General features: G+C 31.3%; 18 protein-coding genes. 8 read left to right on the top strand and 10 right to left on the bottom strand.

Annotation, left to right across the window (positions count from 1 at the left end; genetic code table 11):
* Complete coding sequence (locus tag DK508_RS12185) at positions 1–1,008, bottom strand: sensor histidine kinase (protein ID WP_109301032.1); 1,008 nt, start codon at positions 1,006–1,008, stop codon at positions 1–3.
* Positions 1,009–1,190: 182 nt separating this feature from the next.
* On the opposite strand from DK508_RS12185, the gene DK508_RS12190 reads away from it, so the two are divergent.
* Positions 1,191–2,363, top strand: a complete 1,173-nt coding sequence (locus DK508_RS12190; protein WP_109301033.1) for an alpha/beta hydrolase-fold protein — start codon at positions 1,191–1,193, stop codon at positions 2,361–2,363.
* A gap of 138 nt (positions 2,364–2,501) precedes the next feature.
* Entirely contained in the window at positions 2,502–4,493 is a 1,992-nt protein-coding gene (locus tag DK508_RS12195; RefSeq protein WP_109301034.1) for an alpha/beta hydrolase-fold protein, read from the top strand.
* 154 nt (positions 4,494–4,647) lie between these two features.
* Here DK508_RS12195 and DK508_RS12200 read toward each other — a convergent pair whose 3' ends face one another.
* A complete protein-coding gene (locus DK508_RS12200) occupies positions 4,648–6,498 on the bottom strand; it encodes an amidohydrolase family protein (protein ID WP_160114682.1) in 1,851 nt (616 codons plus the stop codon).
* Positions 6,499–6,925: 427 nt separating this feature from the next.
* On the opposite strand from DK508_RS12200, the gene DK508_RS12205 reads away from it, so the two are divergent.
* Both DK508_RS12205 and DK508_RS12210 read left to right on the top strand, forming a co-directional pair.
* On the top strand, positions 6,926–7,777 hold the full coding sequence (locus tag DK508_RS12205; protein WP_235016395.1) for a sensor histidine kinase: 852 nt from the start codon (positions 6,926–6,928) through the stop codon (positions 7,775–7,777).
* 4 nt (positions 7,778–7,781) lie between these two features.
* Positions 7,782–8,492 carry a LytTR family DNA-binding domain-containing protein gene (locus DK508_RS12210; RefSeq protein ID WP_109301037.1) on the top strand — a complete coding sequence of 237 codons (711 nt, stop codon included), beginning with the start codon at positions 7,782–7,784 and terminating at the stop codon, positions 8,490–8,492.
* A 493-nt stretch (positions 8,493–8,985) separates the two neighbouring features.
* Here DK508_RS12210 and DK508_RS12215 read toward each other — a convergent pair whose 3' ends face one another.
* Complete coding sequence (locus DK508_RS12215) at positions 8,986–9,978, bottom strand: helix-turn-helix domain-containing protein (protein ID WP_109301038.1); 993 nt, start codon at positions 9,976–9,978, stop codon at positions 8,986–8,988.
* Positions 9,979–10,214: 236 nt separating this feature from the next.
* On the opposite strand from DK508_RS12215, the gene DK508_RS12220 reads away from it, so the two are divergent.
* The 4 genes from DK508_RS12220 (at position 10,215) to DK508_RS12235 (ending at position 17,930) form a co-directional block, all read left to right on the top strand.
* Positions 10,215–12,863: a hypothetical protein gene (locus tag DK508_RS12220; protein ID WP_109301039.1), complete on the top strand. Its 2,649-nt coding sequence runs from the start codon at positions 10,215–10,217 to the stop codon at positions 12,861–12,863.
* A 423-nt stretch (positions 12,864–13,286) separates the two neighbouring features.
* Positions 13,287–13,934, top strand: a complete 648-nt coding sequence (locus DK508_RS12225) for a hypothetical protein (protein WP_109301040.1) — start codon at positions 13,287–13,289, stop codon at positions 13,932–13,934.
* 215 nt (positions 13,935–14,149) lie between these two features.
* The gene (locus tag DK508_RS12230) at positions 14,150–16,192 is read left to right on the top strand and encodes an ATP-dependent endonuclease (RefSeq protein WP_109301041.1); all 2,043 of its coding nucleotides are present in this window, start codon (positions 14,150–14,152) and stop codon (positions 16,190–16,192) included.
* Positions 16,182–17,930, top strand: coding sequence for a UvrD-helicase domain-containing protein (locus tag DK508_RS12235; protein WP_109301335.1), 1,749 nt, complete (start codon positions 16,182–16,184; stop codon positions 17,928–17,930). The genes DK508_RS12230 and DK508_RS12235 overlap by 11 nt, the downstream gene beginning before the upstream one ends.
* A gap of 853 nt (positions 17,931–18,783) precedes the next feature.
* Here DK508_RS12235 and DK508_RS12240 read toward each other — a convergent pair.
* The 7 genes from DK508_RS12240 to DK508_RS12270 all read right to left on the bottom strand — a co-directional run bounded on the left by DK508_RS12240 (position 18,784) and on the right by DK508_RS12270 (position 24,956).
* The gene (locus DK508_RS12240; RefSeq protein ID WP_109301042.1) at positions 18,784–19,953 is read right to left on the bottom strand and encodes a cytochrome-c peroxidase; all 1,170 of its coding nucleotides are present in this window, start codon (positions 19,951–19,953) and stop codon (positions 18,784–18,786) included.
* 66 nt (positions 19,954–20,019) lie between these two features.
* Positions 20,020–21,003 (bottom strand): hypothetical protein, encoded by a 984-nt coding sequence (locus tag DK508_RS21580; RefSeq protein ID WP_200831870.1) that lies wholly within the window; start codon positions 21,001–21,003, stop codon positions 20,020–20,022.
* A gap of 126 nt (positions 21,004–21,129) precedes the next feature.
* A complete protein-coding gene (locus DK508_RS12250; RefSeq protein ID WP_109301043.1) occupies positions 21,130–21,882 on the bottom strand; it encodes a LytTR family DNA-binding domain-containing protein in 753 nt (250 codons plus the stop codon).
* Positions 21,863–22,942, bottom strand: coding sequence for a sensor histidine kinase (locus DK508_RS12255; protein WP_235016397.1), 1,080 nt, complete (start codon positions 22,940–22,942; stop codon positions 21,863–21,865). The genes DK508_RS12250 and DK508_RS12255 overlap by 20 nt, the downstream gene beginning before the upstream one ends.
* A 12-nt stretch (positions 22,943–22,954) precedes the next feature.
* The gene (locus DK508_RS12260) at positions 22,955–23,755 is read right to left on the bottom strand and encodes a hypothetical protein (RefSeq protein ID WP_109301045.1); all 801 of its coding nucleotides are present in this window, start codon (positions 23,753–23,755) and stop codon (positions 22,955–22,957) included.
* Entirely contained in the window at positions 23,752–24,174 is a 423-nt protein-coding gene (locus DK508_RS12265; RefSeq protein ID WP_109301046.1) for an ABA4-like family protein, read from the bottom strand. Before DK508_RS12265 ends, DK508_RS12260 begins: the two co-directional genes overlap by 4 nt.
* A gap of 185 nt (positions 24,175–24,359) precedes the next feature.
* Positions 24,360–24,956, bottom strand: a complete 597-nt coding sequence (locus tag DK508_RS12270; protein WP_109301047.1) for an FMN-dependent NADH-azoreductase — start codon at positions 24,954–24,956, stop codon at positions 24,360–24,362.
* Positions 24,957–24,975 lie beyond the last annotated feature (19 nt).

Below are 24,975 nucleotides of genomic sequence, written 5' to 3' on the forward strand. Positions count from 1 at the left end.
CTATTTTTTTAATTTTGAAACTGCTAAATCAATAGATAAATTTACATGATATTTTTCTTCTTTATCATCAATTTCTAATACGTAGGAGTTAGGATATAAAAGACTTAAACGTCTTCTCACATTTTCGAGACCCAGTCCAGTTCTTTTCGATAAAGAAACTTTGTGAGGCTTTGAATTATCAACACAAAAATGAAGAGTTGAGTTTTTTATAGAGGCAGAAACAATAATTGTACTTTGCTCATTAGTACTTTGAGCGCCATGCTTAACGGCGTTTTCAACAAATGGAATCAGTAACATTGGAGAGATCTTTAATCCCAATACATCTCCATCAATTGTAAATTCAATAGTACAACGCTTACTCAATCTTTTTTCTTCAAGTAATAAATAGTTTTCTATAAATTCAAGCTCTTCTTTTAATAAAACCGCATCTCTTTTAGAACTCTCTAATTGATATCGCATTAATTCTGAAAGCTGCATTACAACATCAGACGTTTCTGATGATTGTTGTCTCGATAGTGAATAAATACTATTCAACGAATTAAATAAAAAATGCGGATTTACCTGCTCTTTTAAATAATTAAGTTCCATTTCTTTTTGTAACTTTTCTTTCTCAGCATTTTCTTTTCTGAACAGTATATTTCTTCTTACAAAGAAAGCAGCCATTCCGGCTCCTGTAGTATAAATTAGAAAAAAGATCATTTTGTAAACACCATACCAGCCATCCTTCCAATATCCTTTCAAATAGGCCGCAAAAAAAACACTCGCAATAAGAAGTATCGTATATAAAAAATAACGTCTCTTATCAAAAACAAATGGAATGAGAACAAAATGATTTATCCATATGATACCCATAATGGCAATGGTATACTTAAAACCATGCAAGAAAAAAGAATAATTAGTATCAAATCTATCCTTGATCGCCCACATACTTAATACCTCAAGTATGAGTACCAATACAAAAGCTCCTATGTTTAAGAGTATAGTATTTTGCAAAGACTTTTTAATCATAAACGCTTTTATTAAATGTGATAAAGGTACTATCTACAAAAACAATATTCTTTAATTTCTTACAAAAGGGTTATATCAATGACGAAATGCTTTCATCATTTAATTATTGGGTTCATCCTATTAATGGATTTAGGCATTGAATATACTATACATTTATTCAACATTTAAGTAAAAAAATAGCAATGAGAAATTACAATTTTATAATTTTAATACTTGTATTCACCTTATTTCTAAATGCGTGCAATACCAAAAAACAGAAAGTAAACGATCCTGATTTTCCTGGTTTAACAGAGCACAGTGAACCAGCAGTTAGCTTAGGCGAAATATCTTCACTTCAGTCAAAAGTGTTAAACAAAACTATTCCACTATCAATCCATTTACCTGCGAATTACGATGGTTCCAAGAAAACCTATCCCGTGCTGTATATGTTGGGTTCAGATTACCGAGCTCGGTTTGCCATGTTAGCTTCTACACTCGACTACATGGGCGAAGGCCAAATTCCTGAGATGATACTCATTGGAATAGATTTGCCCGAAGGTAATAGTATTTTATTACCAACAAGGGAAAACAAAGACACAACAATTCCTGATAATTATATTAATTTCTTGGAGACAGAGTTGATGCCGCATGTTGATAATGCATACAGAACTGCTCCGTTCAATGTGCTTTATGGCGCCTCTAACAGTGGCTTTTTCACTGTTTACACGCTGCTCAATAAACCCCTTCTGTTTAATGGCTACTTCGCAAGCAGCCCATCAATTATGCACATACCAACAGTGCTTCAACAAAAAATAAAAACAGGTCCGTTAAAAACACTTGCGCAAAACAGATCTCTACACATCATTTATAGCGATGATGAGGGGAGGCTACCAAATTACGTTTTAGAATTCTCTAGTGTTGTAGCGGATCATAAACCAGAGAGTTTTACCTATAAAGTGGATGAATTGGTGAACCAGGGTCATGTGCCAGCGATGGATTTCACACAGTTTCTTCTTGCGTTATATCCTGACTTCAATCCCTTCAATCCCGGTGAAAACCTAGAATCATTGGATACAGTGACACAACATTTCGATAGGTTATCAAAACGATACGGATATGAAATCAAGACACCTATATCGGTCATATTTAACCTTGGTTTTCACACGATACTAAGTAAGGATTTAATTGCCGCAGAAGAAATCTTTCAATATTCCATAGAAGTGTATCCCGAAGGGAAGGAATCTTATCTCGGAATGGGACTTGTACGCAGAGCTCAAGGCCAGCTTGAAAGTGCTAAGGTCATGATCGAAAAAGCACTGATAATTGATCCAGAATTTTCACTTGCTAAAAGGTGGCTAAAAAGACTCGAAAAATGAAATCCGGCTGCTATACTCATCAAAGATCTATTGGGTGGGTTTTATTAAGTTAAAAAAAGAAAATCTTGTGAATATAAACAACAATTAAAATAGCCAATTGGTTTCATCGTAAATCAATTAGCTGGAAAAATAGAAAACATGAAAATTACTAAATTATTACTATTGATTTTTGCTATTTCATTATATGCTGCCTTTGCGCAACAAAATAGTGCAAAAGAGTTCGCATCAAATGGAAAAGGATCTCCCTTAGAATTGCCGCAGATACAGGTAGTCCCAATACAAGATTCTAGTAATGAAAGAAATTATGAATTGTATATAGAGTTGCCAGAAGATTATTCAAAAAACGAAAACAAAACGTATCCTGTACTTTATTACACGGATGCTGTGTGGCATCGAGAAATGCTATCTGGCGCGACAGAATACATGCTAGAAAATGTTATTCTAATTGGAATTTCATGGCAGAAGGACGTTGCAGAAGATTTAAGGCAACAATATGGGGCTCACGCCAGCCGATTTACAGATTATTCATTCTGGAAAAAAGCCAACACTAATCATCCTAAACTAAAATTTGGCCAAGCCGAAAATCACTTGGCATTTATTCGCAACGAAGTTATCCAATATGTAGATAACAACTATCGCACCGATCCAAACAGTCGTTCTTATTTCGGGTATTCGCTAAGCGGTGCATTCGGTGCTTATATACTATTAACTCAACCTGATACTTTTGATAATTACATTCTTGGTAGTCCATTAAACAAAGGCCTAATCCCTTACCTTTCTGAGATTAATACCCAATTAGAACCTTTAGAGTCTAATAAGAACAATCCATTGCACGCTAACGTATATATCGCCTATGGTACCTTAGAAAAAGAAAAGGACGAACCTATTGACGAATATTTAGAATTGCTGAAGAATAGAAAGAATTTAAGTTTATCTGTGCAAAATAAAACAATGGAAGGCGATCATGGAACCGCTTTCCCTAGGGTTGCTGTAGAAAGTGTCGCCTGGTTATCATCCCAGATGAGTCACGTTTCAAATACTAACAATGAGATCTCATTCTGGGAGATTCCGCACCTCAATAATACATTTGTTACTACAAATCCAGAGGACAGAAAAGATGGAATATCTGTGGATACATTAGCGGTGAGCAGCAACGATCGAAACGCAATCCTTAACCTTTCTCAAGAGATTTTTGAAGGTAAACATGGAAACTATGATGCTTTGCTCATTTCGCACAAAAACAAATTAGTTTTTGAATCCTATTATAAAAAGGGACGTATTAACTTGCCTCATGGACAAGCTTCAGCAGTAAAAGCATATACTAGTTTGGTTTTGGGAAGAGCTATTCAAATGGGATACCTGTCCATAGAAGATCTAGACAAACCATTGATTAGTTTTCTAAAAGATATTAATCCTGAAAGAATCACCAAAGGAGCCGAAAAAATTACACTTCATAAGGCATTGACCATGCATGGAGGATTGACTATCGATAGTGACGAATGGAAAGGCATTAAGAATGATTCGATTCGATTACAAGGCCAAGGCCTGGTTCAAACCCTTCTTGAGCAAAGCGAACCTATAACTTCACAATCTCAGACGTATTTGTATGGTAATTATAATCCAATGCTAGTAATGACTGTTATTGATGCCGTTGTGCCAGGAACGGCTCAGGACTTTATTAAAACAGAGTTACTCGACAAACTCGGTATTACAAATTACAAATGGTCTACTCATATTAGCGGTTTGCCAGAAGCTGGGTGGCGTGCAAGTATTATGTCTCGAGACATGATCAAATTAGGTAATTTGGTTCTTAATAAAGGTAAATTAAACGGCGAACAGCTTATTTCTGTAGACTACCTTGACAAAGCCACCAGTGGTATTGTAAAACCTACTCAAGATTGGATGCCTAAAGACTATCGCTATGGTTATTTTTGGTATCAAACATTTGTGAAGGTAGGCGATAAAAGTTATGATGCCTCATTTGCCTGGGGAGGCGGAGGGCAACGTATAATAGTGATAGAAGAACTTGATGTAACCATTGTAATTTCTGGTCATGATAGCGAAGATAAAATAATGACTCAAGTTTCTGAAATCATTATACCTGCGTTTGTTAAACAATTTGGTGGTTAGAAAAGAAAAAGAAGTTTACTTATGATGGACATGGTTAATGCTCACAATTGGATAATTGAAAATATATTAATTATAATGTTATAATATCTAACGATATATTACCCGAAACGATGGTAAGAGAGTAGGGGAATGTGTATGGAATTATGGAGGTAAATCAATTATTATTGTTCAATTCCAATCTTAATAGCATTTCTTGAGCACTATTATTTTTAGGGTTTAACTCAAGAGACTTTTTGCAATTTTTAATGGCCAATTCCTTTTCTTTAGTTAACTCATATATACGTGCTAAATTTTCAAAAGCTTCTGATGAGTTTGGAAATTTCTCTGTATTTAATTCAAAAACCTTGATAGATTTTTCAATCATACCTTTTCTGGCTAATTCATAGGCAATTCTTTTAATAGCATCTTCATAATATATCTTTTTAAAGTTAGAATTGACTATCTGAACTTGTTTTAACACGGTTTTTCCCGTTTCAATTTCGCCAATATGAAACAAATGATATCCTATTTCTAATAATTCATAAGCTTCAAATTTCTTTACATTTTCATCAATATATTCAAGCACACTATTTGAATCCTTATTGTTGAGTATTTCCAAAGTAGCTATTACTTGATTCGTTTCTGGAATATATTTTTCACCTCCTTTTATAATTGTTTTTTTAGATAGTAAATTTTCAAAATCATCCAATGGAGATTTATCAAAAATGATTAAATCAGCTTTCATTCCAATTTTTACTGAACCAATTTTATGTTCTATTCCCATAGCTCTTGCACCATTCCAAGTTGCAATTTGAAGAATGTCTTTTGTCAAAAAACCCGCTTCTTTAAGTAATATAAGCTCTGATGCCATTGATTTTCCTGCTTCTCGATTATCCGTTCCAATTCTTATTGATACGCCTTTATCATGCGCAATTTTTAAATATTGCATCATAATATCAAATGCATTTTTTAATTCCTCTTTATGCATTTCTGTATAATCTGGATAATAGGGCTTGTTTCTTATAGGAAAGTGATTGAAAGAAGAAAAGAAAGATGTTTTCTCTGCTGCTGCTGCCAAAACGTGTATAGTTGTGCTTATAGTAGCTTTGTTCTTCGCCATTTCATCAAAAAGTAACAATAACTTTTTTTCTAATTTAGGGTTTTCCTTGATGTAAGCAAAAAAGAATGTCATTGAAGCTGCGAAATCATCAATGTGATCGTATTTTTTTAGTTTAAACCTTTTTTCTATAAACTTCCCTTGTGTTTTTAAGTTTAATACGCTAGGTATTACCGTAAAAAAGTGTTCAAAATTTCGAACACCTACTTGCATTGCTTCTTGTATAGTAACTTTATTACGATCTGTATGTGCAAATACTTTAATATCCTTTTTTGATGCTTCAGCTACTAACGCCTTCATATCTTTCATATTAAGGTGAGAATATAATTTTATATATTCCGCACCTAAACTATCGTATTTCTGTATTTTCTTTTTTGGATTATTTACTATAGTATGATGAGGAGCAGGATTCTTTTTTTCTTTAGATATCATTGCTCCACCAGTAATATAATAATTGGGATAATCTGGAGTTGGATTTTTTTGCCAATTGAGAGTTGTTGGCATCCATGATTCGTATTGTCCCATATCCAAAACTGTAGTGGTACCAAATTCTAAGAATTTTTTTGTTAATTTTTTCCGATAAGTTTGGTCCAATTTTTTTGGTGCGTTCCTATTGGCTAGATCTAGCATTTGTCTAAAATGAATATGCGTATCAACAAATCCAGAAGTTACTAATCTTCCTTTTCCATTAATTATTTTTTTTGCTGATATTTTTTCATCTGCACTAACAATTGCTACAATAGAGTCGCTTTTAATTAGGATGGTTTTGTTCTTTAAAACAGTTTTATTTTGACTTTCAAAAACGATTACATCTTGTACTGCAAGATCATAAATCGTTTTTTGTGCACAACTGGTAAAACCAATAATAGATAACATAATACTTGTAATATAAAGGAATCTATTTTTCATTTTTATTATTTTAATATTCTTCATATGCAAACATGTGAACTAATCTAAAATTATTTTTAGCAAGAAGATAAATACCCTAAATTTGATGTTAAATAGTGTGTTTATTGATGTTTTAATTATTCGTCATTTAAATCTATGTATACGTATGTATTTTTGTTGATTTTAACGACTATCACTTTTATATAATTTTTTTGTACTCATATTTGAAATCATGAATTTTATAAAATCGTCATCAGAATACTTAAAACATAAAAAAGGACTATTGCATGTTTTGTTTTGGTTAGTTATAGTATTGATACGCTTACCAAGTTATTTAATTGAAGAAGACTTTCCTTTCTATGAATGGGTTATTTCTAATCTATGTATATTAATTCCTCAGGTTATTTTTTCATACTATTTGGCATACTTAGTAATTCCTAATTTTTTTTTGAGAAAAAAATATGGTTATGCTTTTATTTTTCTGATAATAGGAACATACATCCTAAGCATTTTAGCAAGAATTTTAGTTATTTATGTAATTGAAACTTTACCAAATAGTCAAGCACCAGATCAAGAATCTTTATTTGAGATTATCACCGAATGGAAATATCTTATACAACGGTATATTCCATCCTTATTTTCAGTTTCTTTTGTATTTCTTTTTATCAAGTTTTTTTTAGATTATGATAGAACACTAAATAAAAGTTTACAATTAAATAAGGAAAAGATTGAAGCAGAATTAAAAATTTTAAAAACGCAATTAAATCCTCACTTTTTGTTTAATACATTAAATAATATTTATACACTTTCTTTAGAGAATTCACCTAAAACACCTGTATCAATAGGAAAATTATCTGAAATTTTGGATCATGTGCTATATCGTTGTAATGAAAAGTTTGTGTCCCTTTCAAGTGAAATAGAATTATTGAAAAACTATATTGAATTAGAAAAGTTACGCTATGATGAAAGATTACAAGTTTCCTTTATAAGTAATATGGAAAGAGACACTAAAATACCACCATTAATTTTATTGTCATTAGTAGAAAATGCTTTTAAACATGGTGCTGGAGAAGATAGTGGCTCACCAAAAATAGATATAGAGGTTTTTAATAAAAAAGGAGATTTTATATTCATAATTTCAAATACAGTTTCAAAAGATTATATTTCTATCAGAAAAGAAAATATAGGACTAACAAACATTAGAAAGCAATTAGATTTAGTTTATGAAAACAATTATAGTTTAACCATACATAATTCAGAAAATATGTTTGCTGTAACTTTAAAAATTAACCAAAAATAGTCTTATGAAAGTGAAATGTTTATTGGTAGATGATGAGCCATTGGCTATTAAATTGATAAAAAGCCATATTTCAAAAATTGATTCTTTAGAGGTTGTAGCCACCTGTAATAATGCTTTAAAAGCATTTGAAATATTAAGTGCTCAAGAAATAGATTTAATGTTTTTAGATATAAAAATGCCTAATATTACTGGAATTGATTTTTTAAAAACAATAAAAAAACCACCTAAAACAATTTTTACAACTGCATATAGAGATTATGCTATTGAAAGTTATGATTTAGAAGCAGTTGATTATTTGTTAAAACCAATTACATTTGAACGTTTTTTTAAATCAATAGACAGATTTTTAAGAGAGAGAAATAGTAACATTATTAATGAAAAGGAAATTGTACAGGATAATTATATACTTATAAAATCTGGGAATAAGTATCATAAAATTAAGACTGATAAAATCTTATATATTGAGAGTTTAAAAGATTATATTACAATTCATACAACTAATGAAAAGCAAATTATTTCTAAGTATAAAATAGGGAAAATAGAAGAGGAGTTAGTCGATGAAAACTTTTTAAGAGTCCATCGTTCGTATATTATTAATACAAGTAAAATTTCAGCATTTACAATTAATGATATTGAACTGGATTCAGTAGAAATCCCTATAGGAGCAAGTTATAAAGAAAGAGTTGTTGTTTTTTTGGATAAGATCAAAAAGTAAAATGCTATTACGCGATTTATAATGCACCTAGAAGTTATGCTTTTTTTGATCTCGCTAATCATTTCGAAGATTCTTAATCGCTAAGAATCGGGTATTTGAAAATTTCTGTACCATATAGTATAGAATATTCGATTTAGTAAGAAGGCTTCTGGGATATTTTACATAGTATTACATTATAGCTACTAATAATAAACTGGCGTGCGTAAAACGGCTTTGACATAATATCTGTCGATATAATACGCTGGCGCGTACTTATATCTGATATTATATCAAATACGTGGTATTCGACGTTTTGCTTCAATATATACATTTGTACTATAATGTACTTGCGTTATGTAACTTTGCTTTTGCAAAAGCAAAGTTTCCTATCTCTACATTTTCTTTAAAAGTTTTCTAACGAAAAGTTTTTTTTAAAAGGTAATGGAACACTTTTTATGCGAGCCGACGGCAGGAGTGAAGCGGGAATGTGTATGGAGTGGGATTTAAAGACTATTTATGAATCTAGAATTGAATTTATTTTGTCATCATCAGAAGCATTATTTGCATCAGTAGATAATTCATTCTCTCTTTTTTCTAGAATGTAGATGTTTTCATCTGCGACATCTCCTAACGATGGGCTAGAAATAGAATATTTATAAATAGACATTCTTGAAGGTGATTTTTCGCCGACAAAGTTCAATGTTACCATGACTTCGTTGTTATTTTGAGTCAATAACCTTGAAGGAACTACTAATCTAAAATCTCCAGATATTGGTCGACCATGACTTATTATTTCTTCTGAATTATCATAAAAGCCATTGTATCTTCCATCATTAATAATGATAACTCCAGGTCCAGCGATTATTGTATAAGTTAAATTTAAATCATTAATATACTTAGATGAGTTGTAAATCAATTTACGTAAGTAAAGGATGTAATTATGTCCATCTGTTTCTATTTGCTTTAACCTTATGTGCCCCCTTATTAATGGAAAGTTAATACTCTTCATCATAGCCTCTATTAAATAATGTGGTGCTATCTTAGTTTGACCATCTAATCTAATATGGTAGTTATTTTTAAATTGATGTGGTTTTTGGTTACTTTTTTCAATTTCTATTATAAATATAGAATATCCACTTGGGGCATCTAATTTCTGGACTCTAATTCCAGTAGCTAATGGTATAATAAGACTTGATATTTTGTTAACTAATCTGTCTCTATCTAAAGGTGTATCAAAAGGAGTTAAAACTCCTGCCGCTGATGTATTACCTTGAACATCTCTAGTTTCAACTGGAGCTCCCCAAATAACAATCCCACCTTCAGAATTTAATAAACCGCAAATGGCTTTAAATACTGCATTTTCTTTGTCGGAATGATTTCCTTGAGATGGATATGATTTAAACTCTAAACTTAAAGTTTCTTCTTTTTCTTCATTAAAAAACTGGACTATATCATCATATTCTAAATCATATAGGTCTTTGCTAAAAAAAGTTTGTGAATAGCTCATAATGTTAAATTAATTTTTTCTCATTTATTTTATTCAGGTGATCATATTATGTAAAATTGTCACATTACATTATTGTTTTCTATAATCAATATTACAAAATGTGCTTAAGATTTATAGTACAATTTATTCATAAATAATACTTTTATGTTTTTACAATTAATAAATGCATTTTTACAAAATGGACACAACAAAGGTTTATGATTTTTATGAACTGAACAAAGTAATGCATCTCCATTATGATAATTAGTAATTATAATATATTGCCATTAACAAATGACAAATTGTTTGAGCAATTTGTATGCGATTTTTTCAATGAGTTACATAATACTAATTCATTTCAATTATATGGTACTTCCGGACAAAATCAAAATGGAATAGATATAATTTCATTTGAAAAGGAGATTGTAATACAATGCAAAGCAAAGAATATAGCTAGGCTTGATAATAAGATAAGACAAGAGCTAGAAAGCGGTTTAATTTCTGATTTAAATAAATTCTTAGAATATAAAAAGAAAAAAGCACACTCTCTTAACAAGTTTGTTTTTGCCACAACTTGGAGAAATGACACCCATCTGATAGATAAATGTAATGAATTATCTAAAGAAAAAGCTATTTGTGTAGAATATTGGAGTTGGGATAGGTTAACTGAAAATTTGAGTGAATCTTTATTCAAAAAATACTTTTCTTATTTCAAGAAGCTAAATAAGAATTATTACAAGAGCAGTGATGAAATAAGTGTTGTTTGCTCAATTAATGTTGACCGCAGTAAACCAATTTTAAATCAAACATATGACTACCTAAGTCAAAAATTTGATGATATAAATGTTTTACCATCGAATATGTTTATTGGTGAGTACCCTTTTAAAAATGAAAAAAGAGATTCCTTTTATAGACAAGATTTCACCTTACATATAGTGAATGAAGAACTTGTTAGATTGTTCAAATCATTTAAAATTGAAGATGATACACTAGTTAATAATTTTGATACAGACAATTCATTTAAAAAAGCAAACTTCATTGTTAAAACATTAACTCAAAATCACATTTTTAATGTACAAGGGAATACTGCTGACACATTCAAGACAATAAGAGTTTTGAATAAAAACGAAAAAAACAAAAAGTTAGATATTTTTGAGAGATTTAAGTTTGCAGAAGTTTATGGTTCACTGTCAAAAATTGAAGAGACAAATCTTGAAGCGAATCTTGAACTTGGATATTTTTACTACAAAATAGGAGATTTATTGGTGTCCAAAGATTACTTCTTAAAAGCTAAGGACATTGCCGAAAAGGAAAATAAAGAAATATCATTTTTGATTTGCAATCATAACCTCTATCATCTAGGGAGACTAATCGATTTCAGATTTTGGGATTTAGATAATAAGAAGCACATTGTTTCCAGTCTAAAAGATCATAACATTGAGGAAATTAAGGTACGTAAAGTTAACGAACCAATTAAAAAACTGTTATTAAACAATGCTTTTTTCTTGAATGCTCAAAATGCAATAAGGCAGCGCAAAGAGAAAATAGTAGAAAAATATTTTAGTTATTTAAGGGGAGGTCGAAGTTCTTCAAACTTTGACTGGAATATTCTCTATGAATATGCTACCCTTCATGCTTTCTTAAACAAAAACTATGTTATTTTTGATGTTTATTCAGATTACGAAAATGTAATACATGATTTAATTGAGAGTGTGTTTGCGTCTTACTCAATACGTAATGGCCAAGACAGAGTAGTTAGAATAGATGATTATTTGTTAAATCATATAATACTTTATGCTCAAACTGTCGAGATAGAAAAATATATTAAACGCTTTTATCTCTATAAACTAGAATACACAGCAACTTCAAATGAAGGAGATGATTTTGTTACTTTGTTCAATAATTTTCTTGGCAATGATTTTTTACAATTTAAAAATGCTTTAAATAATGTTTGTGCAGAAGCTAGAGATAAATTTTGGAATCAATCATCAAGGTATTTTAATAATATGATTCTTTTGCTTGGTATCCTTGATTTTGATAAGAACAAAACCAATCAACTTGCCAAGAAAACAATTAAACATATTGAAAATTGCTTAAATTATTTTAAAAGCGGGCATGCGAATTTAACCAATAAGTATGTTTACCAATTTTTCATTAGAAAACATAAACTGATAGATTCTACGGTTTTAAAGCAATTGATACTTTTTGCATATAAAAAAGAGAATTTTTATCTAGTTGAATACTTTGAAGATTTAAGCCATCAATTAAGAGAAACCGAAAGAAAATTGAATTTTACAGAAAATCAATTTCGAAATATAATTTTGCCATTTGTTAAAGGAAAATTAGATAGTAGAAAATTCTCAAATTATGATGACAATGTACTATACCTGTACGATTTGTTAAATGAATCACAACAAGAACATATCTCTAATCTGTATTTAAACGAATTAGATAAACAGTTTGATTATAATTTATACTATTTGTTAGTTATATACAATATTATTGAAATTAACTATAATGATAATTTGAATAAGTTCCTTGGGACTATTAATATTTCAGAAGAAAAGTCGGTTAATAGGGATATATTTAATGAACCTCCAAAATATAACCGTTATGCTAAATTGGACAGTTTAGCTAATATGTGTTTTAAATGCGATATTAATCTGCAAGAACCTCGCTTTTCTAAATTTAAAAAAACCAACTCTTATTACCGCTGGCTTTTCGATATAGACAATTATAATTACAAAAAAGAGTTTGACCCATATTGGATAAGTGAATATCAAACTAAGTTTTATAAAGAACACTTTAAAAAGTCGAAAATCCTGAAATCCAATGTCCTGAAAAGTTTACAAAACAATTTTGATATTAAACTCGAAAAAATATTCCTTAACACTTTTTCGGTATAGCAATGACCCAAGTAACTAAGATCACTATGAAATAGAATCACTGTAGGATATTTTACATAATATAACATTATAGCTATCAAATGGCATAACAACTAGATATAATCCAAATATGATATTTGTACTATAATGTACTTGCGTTATGTCACTTTGCTTTGGTCAAAAGCAAAGTTTTCTTGTACCCATTTCCTTTAAAAGTTTTCTAACGAAATGTTCCTTTAAAAAAGGTAATGGAACACTTATTATGCGAGCCGACGAGAGGAGGGGAGTGTAATGTGTGTGGAATGGAAAAGAAATAGACGCTTTAATGACATATCGACATCCTTTACCTGTATTATTTGAATTTCTGTCATTGATTTTGCTAAAAGTTAAATGAATCATCGATTGGTCTAACCTTTGAGGTCAAGAAACCAAATAAATAGCCATATGTCTAGTGTAATTGTTTTAGGAACTGCTCATTCAGAAGGTGGAGCTTGTACATCTGAAGAATTATATAAAATTATTCAGGAAATCAATCCCGAGGTGATTTTTTGTGAGTTTTCAGCTGAAAAATTACCTCTATATATAAAGAGAACTGATGTTATTACTCCAGAAATGGAGGTTATTAAAAAAATAATTAGGGAAAAATCTATTGAAATAGTTCCTATTGATGTGAATAATGATCCTTTTGACGGTCGCCTTGAAAGTATGTTTGAATTGATTAAAAGAAAAATGAAGGTATATTCAAATGCATCTAATATGATATTAAATGAAACGTTTTCTAATGGATTCTTTTTTTTAAACAGTACTGAGAGCGACAAAATATTTAGAGATAAAAATTCTATGGAAAGATACTTCATAGATAAGGTGAACAATCAAGAGTTATCAGAATTCTATTCGGAATGGTTGAAATGGAATGACCTACGAGAAAATCAATGGATTAATCTTATTCATAACTACTTTAAAATAAATAAACCTAAAAAGGCAGTGTTTTTTGTTGGCGCTGGACACAGATATCGATTAATAGATAAGATTAAAAATATAGAAGATAGTAATGAGCCTTTTTTGAATTGGGATTTTTTTCATTTCCAATGAAAATCACGACAACGATATGAGAGTAGGGGAATGTGTGAATGGAATGGGAATATTTCCCTTAACTTTTATGTAGAAGTAAGGGTTTCCCGTAATCGGTTACGGAATTTAATTTCTATATTTGAGAGACTTCATTTTTTGAGTTAAAAATTACCCCGTACATTATATAAAAAAACAAAAATCTTATAGAAACCTGTATAAGACACAATTTCATATGTATGAAAATAAAAAATGCGAGAATAAATAACTTTAGATTACTAAAAAATATAGAGTTATCATTTAACAACAAATCAACAGTAATAGTTGGACGAAATAACTCAGGTAAAACTTCGCTTACAGAAATATTTAGACGGTTTTTTTCAGAATCAAATTCTCAAAAATTCAAATTAGAGGATTTTAGTATTTCGGCTATTAGTGAATTTCGTCAAGCACTTTCAAGTAAATTAGCTGGTGAAGAAGATAATACTATTAGAGATTTATTTCCTAAAATTGAATTAGAATTAGTTATTGATTATGATGATAATAAATCTGATTATGGAGTGTTGAGTGAATTTATTATTGATCTTGAAGAAAGTAATACAGAAGCTATTATTAATATTAGTTACCAACTAAAAGAGGGTAAAATTAAAGCGTTTTTTCATGAATTAGATGATCCAAATCATGTAGATTTTTTGAGTGCTATTAGGGAAAGAATCTTAAAGTTTTTTACAACAGAAATCACTACTATTGATCCAATCGATAATACTAATATTACCAAAGTTGACCAAAGTAAATTGTTAGAACTTATTGGAGTAGACTTCATTAACGCCCAAAGAGGACTAGATGATATTACTCAAAGTGAAAAGGATGTGCTTGGAAAAATCTTGAGTAGTATTTTTAAAAGTGCTTCGCTAGAAAATGCTTCAGAAGATATGAAGGAAAAATCCAAAGCACTGAAAGACGAAGTTGATAAAATCCAAGATGTAGTTAATAAAGATTTAAAAGAAAAAATTGATGCACTCTTGCCTACTTTAGAAATATTTGGATATCCAGGTTTATCAGATCCAAATCTAACAACTAATACAACATTCAATGCTGAAACAATAGTAGAGAGTAACACTAAAATCTTGTATGATAAGGCAGATGGTATAACTTTGCCTGAAACCTATAACGGTCTTGGCTCAAGAAATTTGATATTCATTCTTTTTAAATTATTTGAATACTTCAGAAAATACCAATCCAATCCAATATTAATAAAGACTCATCTTGTTTTTATTGAAGAACCTGAAGCTCATTTGCACCCTCAAATGCAAGAGGTTTTTATTTCTAAACTTTATAGTATTGCAGACACATTTTCTAACGATTTGAACAATGGCGTCAAATGGCCCGTACAGTTTGTTGTTAGTACTCATTCTACTCATATTGCTAACGAAGCTGATTTTGATACTATTCGTTACTTCTTGACAAAAAATGATGGCAATTTAACGGAAACTGAAGTCAAAGATTTAAAAGAAGCTTTTAAGACAGAAGAAGATAACGAGGACAAAGATTTTATTTATAAGTATTTAACACTTACAAAATCTGATCTATTTTTCTCGGATAAAGCAGTTTTGATTGAAGGAGCAACAGAAAGAATTTTAATGCCAAGCTTTATAAAAAAAATAGATAATGAATTAGAAAATAAACTAAGTAGTCAGTATTTGACTGTTTTAGAAGTTGGAGGTGCTTATGCACACCATTTTTATAAGTTTTTAGATTTTTTGAATTTAAAAACATTAATTATTACTGACTTAGATGCAACAGAACCCGTGAATACAGATAATGGAATACGACATAAAGCTTGTATAACTTCTATTGGTAAAGGCACAAGTAACACAGGATTAAAGAAATGGTTTGATAATTTATCAGAACCAACTTCAGATACTGAGCCATCAATTTTGAATCAAATTCAACAAAAAACTTTTGCAGAAAAAGAATTAGGATCTAGGAGAATTTCCTATCAAATACCCGAGGGGGAGCATAATCCTTGTGGAAGAAGTTTTGAAGATGCATTTATGATTGCAAATAAAACACTTTTTGGAATTACTCAAAATGATAGAAATGCTATTGAAAACGAAGCTTACGAGCAAGCAGAAAAATTGAAAAATAAAAAGGCAAATTTTGCTTTGGAATATGCTTTAGAAAAAACGGAATGGAATATCCCTTTATATATAAAAGAAGGTCTCACTTGGTTGTCAGAAAATGTTCTTACTAATCAAACAACTGAAGAAAATGACAACTAATAGTAAAAGTCCCGCTGAAATAGCATCGGAAGAAGCATTAGCCAAACTCTACAAAGCAATTGATGATAATCAATCTTTTAGGTTAGAAGCAGGAGCAGGAGCAGGAAAAACCTACTCATTAATTAAAGCGTTACAATACTTAATTGATAAAAAAGAAGCTACTTTTCTTAGAAAGAATCAAAAGATAGCTTGCATAACATATACAAACACAGCAAAGGAAGAAATAGAAGATAGAGTTGATAATAATCCTATTATCTATGCAGATACGATACACGCATTTAGTTGGAGCTTTTTAAGTGGATTTCAAAAAAGTATTAGAGAATTTATCCCTTCTATCAATGATAGATGGGAAAATCGAATTGAAGAAGCTGGTGGATTAAACAATCAAGTTGTCAAATATGATTTGGGTTATCCCAAAGCTACAAACAGTGAAATTTTATTACATCACGATGATGTAATAAAAATTATGGTTCATCTTTTATCAAAAGAAAAATTTAAAAGTTTATTAATCGACCGATTTCCTATAATCTTAATTGATGAATATCAGGATACTAACACGGAACTAGCAGACACCATTGTAAGCCAATTAATTGATTCTGAATATAGCATTATGATCGGATTATTTGGAGACCATTGGCAAAAGATATATGGTTCTAATGCTTGCGGTTTAATCGAAAATGAAAACATTAGTGAAATTGGTAAAAATGCTAATTTTAGGTCTGAAAAAAATATAGTTCACGCATTAAATAGAATGAGACCAGATCTTCCTCAAAATGAGAAAGACACAAATTCGGAAGGAGAAATAAATGTATTTCATACTAATAATTTTGCAGGTGCTAGGAGAACTGAAAATCATTGGAATGGTGATTTACCTATTGAAGCATCAAAAACAAGTATTGAACAGGTAAAACAATTACTTACCCAAAATGATTGGGAATTTGATTTTGAAAACACGAAAATATTAATGCTAACGAATAACGTTTTAGCCGAAGAGCAAGGGTATATAAATCTAGCTTCAGTTTTCAGCGATTCGGATGATTATTTAAAAATGAACGATCATTACATTAAGTTTTTTATAGATGTTTTAGAGCCAGTTTGTAGAGCCTTTGAAAATAAGAAATATGGAGAAATGTTTTCTGCATTAAACTCTAACACACCTAAATTGACTAATCAAAATGATAAATCAATTTGGAATTCAAACTTAAATCAACTGATAGAGGTTAGGAAGACTGGAACAATTGGAGAAGTACTTACGCTACTAAAAACTACATTACGACCAAGATTATCACCAAAAGTTGAAGAAAAAGAGTTGAAATTCGATAGAATTAAGCTTCTAGAAGAAGTTCCAGAAGAAGAGAAATCGTTTATTTCTAAAATTGAAAATTTAAAGGAGATAAGCTATAAGGATGTTATAAATTTATTTGAATACATAAATAACAATACACCTTTTTCTACTAAACACGGAATTAAAGGAAAAGAATTCAACAATGTTCTTGTAATAGCGGGTAGAGGATGGAATCACTATAATTGGGATCAGTTTTTAACATGGCACAATACAGCAATTCCTTCAGGAAGAGAGAATGCTTATGAAAGAAATAGAAATTTATTCTACGTTTGTTGTTCGCGTCCCAAAAAGAGATTAGCAATTCTTTTTACACAAGAACTATCTCGAAATTCTTTAGAAACACTTTCTAATTGGTTTGGGGAAGAAAATTTAAATCCGTTAGTATTAAGTTGATAACATTATGTAAAATAGAACCTAAAAGCTCGAAAACGGCCTCAGAAAACTTTGGCTCAAACAATAGGCAAAGAAGCGTTTATATTTTAGAGGTCTAGCAATACATATTCTTAATATTTACAAAGTTTAAGGCTAGTTCAAAGCAATCTTAATCAGTTACAATGTTTTCTAAAATATAGCGACTGCGCCGTACATTGTTTCCATAGTTTTGTGCAGCCTTGATTTTTTGTTTCCCAGCCGCATCGTCTCGCTCAAAGTATACTTTGCCGTATCAAGGAAAAAGATAATGCAAACTCTTAGAAAGTTTAATCTGTGTTCAGCATATAGCATGTGCATAGAAATTATCTCGTTAAAGTAATTTTATGCTTATGCGGCAACGTCACGAGAATCGCGTAAAAACTTTTTTCACGTAGGAATGTTCAAATACGTGATTTATAATACACCTAAAAGTTTTGCTTTTTTTTGATCTCGCTAATCATTTCGAAGATTCTCAATCTTCAAAACAATTCCGTACATAACGGCAAAGTCTTAATCGCTAAGAATCGCATATTTGAAAATTTCTGTACATAGTACAGAATATTCGATTTAGTAAGAAGGCTTCTGGGATATTTTACATAGTATTACATTATAGCTACGAATGAGCTTAACGTTTCGCAAATTGGCTTTTACATAATTACTATCGATATAAAACACTGGCGTGTTGTTATATCTGCAATTATGTAAAATACTACGTATGCGCCAATTTGCAACAATATACATTTGTACTATAATTTATATTATGTAAAATAGAACATTTTACAACTCCTTCTATTATATTCAATTTAAAGGATTGTTTTTTTTTTGCTGTATACATTTAATTAATAAATGGATCGCTCCACTTTTCATTGGTATATACATCGGTACCGGCCAATGTGCGTATAAAAGCAATGACAGCATCAATCTCAGTCTGGGTCATATTAAGTTGTTGCCCAACACCGTTTGGCATTAATATTCGATCCAAATTGGGATTGCCCGTAGTGTTTATCGTATTATAGTGATTTAACACCGTAGCCAGATTTTCGCTAGCACCAATATGCATAAATGGTCCGTTTGCCGTACCATCGGCTTTTACCACATCTCGTAAACTTGGTGATCTGGTATTGGTAAAATCTACACCAACACCATTGGCGGTACCAATAACACCGTTATTTAAAGAATTTGGGGCAATATCAAATTCGGGAGCTCTATGGCAACCTGCACAGCCAATACCACCATTTATTCTACTACCTTGACTATCAAAAACTGGAGGTCGTAAAAACAAATTTTTACCATTATTCTCTTCAGTCGTATAATTTGGGAACGGTTGGCCATCATTGGCTACCTGTTCTCTACCTTCGTCATATCTACTATCAAAAGACTGTATACTGCGCACAAATTGCGCTAATGCCAGTTGTATTTTGGCTTCAGAAATCTCGGTGTTTCCAAAAGCAAAATTAAATAACTCGCTATAATATGTTGTATTTTCTAACTTACTAATGAGGTCCTCAAAACTTAAATCTCCATTTTCACCACTAAACCCCATTTCGATATGATCTTGTATGGGCATTGTGGTTTGTTCTTCTAATGTATTGGCTCTTTTATCCCAAAAAAACCGGGCTTCATCAGCAAATCTAGAGTTAATCAATCGCATTGAGTGACGACCTGTAACTCCATCAAAACCAATACTTTGTTGATTATCATCTCCAAAGGCTAATTCTTGTTTATGACAACTTGCACAAGAGATGGTATTATCTACCGATAAATTTTTATCATAAAACAAAACACGCCCCAAAGTGGCTACTTCATTGGTTATCGTATTGCCCTGGGTATTGTCTTTTGTAATATAAATTGGGATATATTGATTAGAATACTCTGGTAATACATCAAAATTGATATTCAAAATATTAGAAAAATCAAAAGAATTCTCTTCTTGTGATACAGGAGTATCATCTCCAGAACAACTTGTTAAAGTGATTAGGATAGCAAATACACATAATAGTCTCATAAATATCTCGGGGTTAGTGATTATTATGAGTTAGACTATGCTTTTTAAAAAAGGTTTAATCCTCTTTTAGTTTTTTTCTTTATTTTGTGTATGTAATAAGTCCACAATATCATCCCTTACGGTTTTTAAAACCTTATTTTGGGCTAATGCTACAGTGGGTTCTATAGTGCGATTGGTATTTAATTGCCCCAATGTACTCATGGTCGTATTACTTTGTATCACCATGGTCAAGGTCTCTAAAACCTGTTGTAAACTAGCTTTGGGCACAGGTAGTTTACTAGCCTGTGATTGTAATGCTTTTTGTTTAAGCTCGTTTAATTGTGCCACCACATTTAGTGCAGATAGTGTGGTCTCGCCCGTACTATCCTTAAATTGTATATTTTGATAATCTTTCCTGGCTTCTATACTGCTCGTAGCGGCGGTCAGGTGATTCACAAGCCGATTGGTGGTATCCATTGATTTTTTAAGTACTGTATTTACTTCTTCTTTCCATCCCCAGGGAGCGTCTGGAGTAGCAATAGGTTTTTGTAGATCCATCACTACTTTAAATACACGATCTGTACCTAATCTCCTTAAGTTATAGGTAAATGTGGTATCATTAATGGTAATCCACCACACATTAGTAGCCGCAGCAGGGATCATCCTTTGTGTGTGGGCATCTGCAGGAAAAAACTGTACAACGGCCTTACCTACATTAGTAGTCGTACCGCCATAAAAATTAATTTTATCCTCACTCCCATCCTTATGTCTATGATCGTGCTGCAATGAGATTCGATCATTTTTATAGGTTAATATCCACGTACGAGATTTATCCTCTCCTACAAAAAACGGGATTTTAATCATACTATCATTACAAGAACGTACATGCATCATCAGTTTTTTACCCCCAAAGTCCTTATTTTCTTTGGGTAATGCCAGCGTACCTTCATAAGCATTGCCACAATGAGATAGTAAGGCATTCCAGAATTGTTTTGCAGGGTTAATGTCTTGTCCTATTACTTGTGTTGTAATGAAAAAAGCAGCGATGATAAATTTGATTTTATGGATCACAATAGTTTTTTTACGGTGGAAGAAAGGTACTACTTATTCTAAAAATAATGATAGATCATAAAGAAAAATACAACCAAAACGAATCCATAAATAAGAGCAAAGTAACATAATATTAAACGCTACGCACTATTGATTCATCCATGTTTTAAAATCACTAGTTTTTTGTCTACTTACAATAAATTCTTGATCTCTTGGGTTAGTGATCACAAGTTTGACTCTATGATTAAAATAAGCGTCGATTTTATGTATGGATCTTTTTGAGATAATTTGCCCTCTATTAATTCGGTAAAACTGATTAGGATCCAACGAATTAAACAATTGATCTATAGTTTCATCAATAATGTATCGTTTCTGTGCGGTAACCCCAAAAGTGATACTCTCTTGAGAATAAGCATACAAAAGCTCATCGATTTTAATTTGCACAAACCCACTCCCCTCTTTTACTAGTATCCCTGCTCGCTTTGGTGTTGCTTGCATGCTACTTAATAATTGTTTGAGTACTATCGATTCGACCAGGGGCGGTGTATTTGATTTAGCAAACTTATCTAGAGCAACGGTTAGGTCCTCTTGCTGTATAGGTTTAAGCAGATAATCAATACTATTTACCTTAAAAGCTTGTATTGCATATTGATCAAAAGCCGTAGTAAAAATAATAGGTGCGCTGATCTCTATTGTCTGAAATATTTCAAAACTTAGGCCATCTGCCAATTGTATATCCATAAACACGAGCTCTGGATCTGTGTTTTCTTGAAACCAAATGATAGCATCTTCAACCGTATCGATAATATCTAGTAATTCATATTCAAAATTACAAGTTTTGAGCATGTTTTGTAGCTGATTTGCAGCTCTAGGTTCGTCTTCAATGATCAGTATGTTCATAGTTTTTTTGATCAGATATGGTTAATAAAGGAAGAGAGACCACAAATGTAAGTCCGTCATTTTTGATGGTTATGCTTTTACCCGAAATTAAAGCATAGCGCTTTTCGATATTTTTAAGCCCTACTTTGGTAGAAGGTAACTGAGTAGACTTGGGCTGTATTTTGTTTTCAACGACCAACTGATGATCTATAATGTCTATCGTAACAAGTAAAGGTTTTGCTTTAGAAATTATATTGTGTTTTATAGCATTTTCTAATAATAGCTGTAAACTCATAGGAACGATCATGGCTTCCATGGCAGATTCAGAAATATTCCAATCTACATTGAGGTTATCTCCAAATCGCTCGGTTTGAATATGAATATAGGCTTTAGAAAACTTTACTTCTTTACGTAGCGAAGTTAGGTTTACACTCCCCGACTCTAATATAAACCGATACACATCGGATAATTTATCCACAAATTCTTTAGCCTCTTCTTTAGAGTTTTGATCAATAATATCACGTAAGGTATTAAGTGTATTGAATAAAAAATGAGGTTGTGCTTGGTTTCTTAAGGTATCCAATTGTGCTTGCACAATCACTTGTTTGGCCTGCTCCTCTTCTCTAATAGATGTTTTAAGCCTTACATAATAATACATAGCTTCATAAATCGCCATAGTCATGGTACTAATAATAATAATGGGTACAAGTACAATAGCAGAACTAATAGGTCTATAATTAGAACCAAAAGCTAGAGATAATAATCGATTTCCTAACATATCTACCAATATTACCGTGGTAACGATGGCCAAAAGCAACAACAATACTCGTTTTGTATCATCCTTAAAATTGTAATACTTCTTACGTAATAAAATAATTATTGTTCGTATGATAAACCAATCACATATGGTAAAAAATAAGGATACACTCCAGTTTCTTATCGCTATATTAAAAGGAAAATGCACAAATGAATTGTTAAAGAGAAAATCTGTAATAAAACTCAAAATCAAAATACCAATAACCACAAACCAAAAGTCATTAAATCCTAAGTATTGTATGCGTTTCTCTTTATTGATTAACATTATAGTGCGTGATTATAGGTTAATTAGTGCCATACCTTGTTTTGCTTGATAGAAGGTGTATCCAATCCATGTAGCGTATAGTAATCCAAAAACGATCACAGTAATGATCTGATTTCTATTCTGGGTTTTCCATTTTTTGGATAGCCATAATGCGAATAACGGAATTATTTGTATGCCATGCAATCCAAAAAAGTGGGCTATCCTTAAATCTCCAGCAATTGTACTCCAGTTTACTAACGGTAATCCAGGACCACCATCTGCTACTCCTACATTATGAGACATCTGACTGATCATCTGCCCTCCTATCCAACTACCAAATACAACGACCAACCACCCCATTAATATGGCAACTTGAATCGAAACAGGAATGCTAAATTTTAATCTTGCCGTATCGATAACAAATAATATCATAATCAATACATTAACCGCTATGAGTATTCCCATTAGTGCAAATAAAATCCCATCAAAAGGAGTAGATACATTATAATGAGACTGCACTCCTCTAGCTCCTTGATATACAATGATTCCAATTTCTACCAAAAGTGTTAAGGCAACTATATTATTGATAATCTTTTTCTTTGTTTTAGAATATGGATATATGGTCATTAAATACCCAACGGTTAAAATATAGATCCCACCAGATATTGAAAATTTTAAGGGTTTGATCCAAACATTAACTCCAATTAATGTTCTCTCATCAATAAGGAGACCTAATACACACCCAATGGCCGAAAGAAAATGAATGATAACTACCCAGTACAATATTGGACTTTCTTGTTGTACGGATCTAAGTATGTTTTTGATATGTTTCATGACTGTTTTTGTTTTAATGATTTAAGAATTGTAAATAGTAGAAAACCCATTGGACCGAACATAAATGTTCCAAAAAGACATGGAGCCATTAGTAATTGATGAATTCCTACTTTCTTATTTTGATCTAGTATCCACATCCCTACAACAAGATCAAATGCCAGATAATGTACCCATCCGGCGAGTACCGCATGTTCTTCTGTAAATAATGCCATTACCGAGGCTAGACTACCAAAATCCATCCATCCCCCGATTTGAATAGCTAGAATGATATACACTGCGTATATAATAGAGAGCGCAATAGGAATGACTTTATAATCAATAAGGAATCTGGTAACCTTCCATTTGGGTAAGAGAATCATTAAGATCCACATAGGCATGGTGATCATACCTGCTATCGAAAAAACTTGTGTTGGACTCATGTGTTTGTTTTTAAAAAGTAATTATATCGTGATTGTATGGTCCAAAGATGTTGATGTTACATGAAAAATTAAATGAGTTTATGTTCAACCGTCGTTAAATGAAGTTCAATTGTAATAAGATGATTTCAACAAAAAAAAGCTACCCGAACGGATAGCTTTTTTATAATCAGGGAGCGTCTTTGTAATTAAGAGATCTCTAATGTATTGATATTATTTTTTGCATCAATCAAGGCTTGCTCTATGTTATTACGGGTAGAGGCTGCTTTGATAAATTCAATATTAGTAATACCTACAAAGTTTAGAAATACCTTTAAATATGGTATTACAAAATCATAATCGCTTTCTAATGGCGTTCCGCCAGTCACTACAATAACATATGCTTTTTTATTTTCTAATAAACCGATCGGAAAACCTTCTCCATACTTAAACGTAACCCCTACTCTAGAGATTAAATCAATATATGTTTTTAATGCAGCACTTACTCCAAAATTGTACATAGGTACAGCAAAAAGGTACTCGTCTGCTTGTGCGAATTCTGTTGCCAAAATATTAGAACCAGCAACGGCATGTTGTTGTGCTTCAGTTTGCTGATCAGCAGGTGTAAAGTAACCGTTTACCTGATCCTCATTACCTAATTTCACCAATTCTTCATAATATAGATCTCGTTTTTGAACAGTAACGGCTCCTTGTTGCTCTATTCTAGCTTGAAGTACATCTGCTAACTGCCTACTAATAGAGTCTGATTGTCTTGCACTGCTATCTATTCTTAAGAGTTTTTTCATTATTTCGTATTTTATTTTT

This window comes from Aquimarina sp. AU474 (genome assembly GCF_900312815.1).
Taxonomy (GTDB): domain Bacteria; phylum Bacteroidota; class Bacteroidia; order Flavobacteriales; family Flavobacteriaceae; genus Aquimarina.

What these genes read in the sequence shown, in the direction of transcription:
- DK508_RS12225 (WP_109301040.1), top strand. Translation starts at nt 13,287, where the DNA reads ATGTCTAGTGTAATTGTTTTAGGAACTGCTCATTCAGAAGGTGGAGCT.
- DK508_RS12190 (WP_109301033.1), top strand. Translation starts at nt 1,191, where the DNA reads ATGAGAAATTACAATTTTATAATTTTAATACTTGTATTCACCTTATTT.
- DK508_RS12220 (WP_109301039.1), top strand. Translation starts at nt 10,215, where the DNA reads ATGATAATTAGTAATTATAATATATTGCCATTAACAAATGACAAATTG.
- DK508_RS12240 (WP_109301042.1), bottom strand. Translation starts at nt 19,953, where the DNA reads ATGAGACTATTATGTGTATTTGCTATCCTAATCACTTTAACAAGTTGT.
- DK508_RS12215 (WP_109301038.1), bottom strand. Translation starts at nt 9,978, where the DNA reads ATGAGCTATTCACAAACTTTTTTTAGCAAAGACCTATATGATTTAGAA.
- DK508_RS12255 (WP_235016397.1), bottom strand. Translation starts at nt 22,942, where the DNA reads ATGTTAATCAATAAAGAGAAACGCATACAATACTTAGGATTTAATGAC.
- DK508_RS12235 (WP_109301335.1), top strand. Translation starts at nt 16,182, where the DNA reads ATGACAACTAATAGTAAAAGTCCCGCTGAAATAGCATCGGAAGAAGCA.
- DK508_RS12195 (WP_109301034.1), top strand. Translation starts at nt 2,502, where the DNA reads ATGAAAATTACTAAATTATTACTATTGATTTTTGCTATTTCATTATAT.
- DK508_RS12270 (WP_109301047.1), bottom strand. Translation starts at nt 24,956, where the DNA reads ATGAAAAAACTCTTAAGAATAGATAGCAGTGCAAGACAATCAGACTCT.
- DK508_RS12210 (WP_109301037.1), top strand. Translation starts at nt 7,782, where the DNA reads ATGAAAGTGAAATGTTTATTGGTAGATGATGAGCCATTGGCTATTAAA.
- DK508_RS12200 (WP_160114682.1), bottom strand. Translation starts at nt 6,498, where the DNA reads ATGAAAAATAGATTCCTTTATATTACAAGTATTATGTTATCTATTATT.
- DK508_RS12185 (WP_109301032.1), bottom strand. Translation starts at nt 1,008, where the DNA reads ATGATTAAAAAGTCTTTGCAAAATACTATACTCTTAAACATAGGAGCT.
- DK508_RS12250 (WP_109301043.1), bottom strand. Translation starts at nt 21,882, where the DNA reads ATGAACATACTGATCATTGAAGACGAACCTAGAGCTGCAAATCAGCTA.
- DK508_RS12265 (WP_109301046.1), bottom strand. Translation starts at nt 24,174, where the DNA reads ATGAGTCCAACACAAGTTTTTTCGATAGCAGGTATGATCACCATGCCT.
- DK508_RS12260 (WP_109301045.1), bottom strand. Translation starts at nt 23,755, where the DNA reads ATGAAACATATCAAAAACATACTTAGATCCGTACAACAAGAAAGTCCA.
- DK508_RS12230 (WP_109301041.1), top strand. Translation starts at nt 14,150, where the DNA reads ATGAAAATAAAAAATGCGAGAATAAATAACTTTAGATTACTAAAAAAT.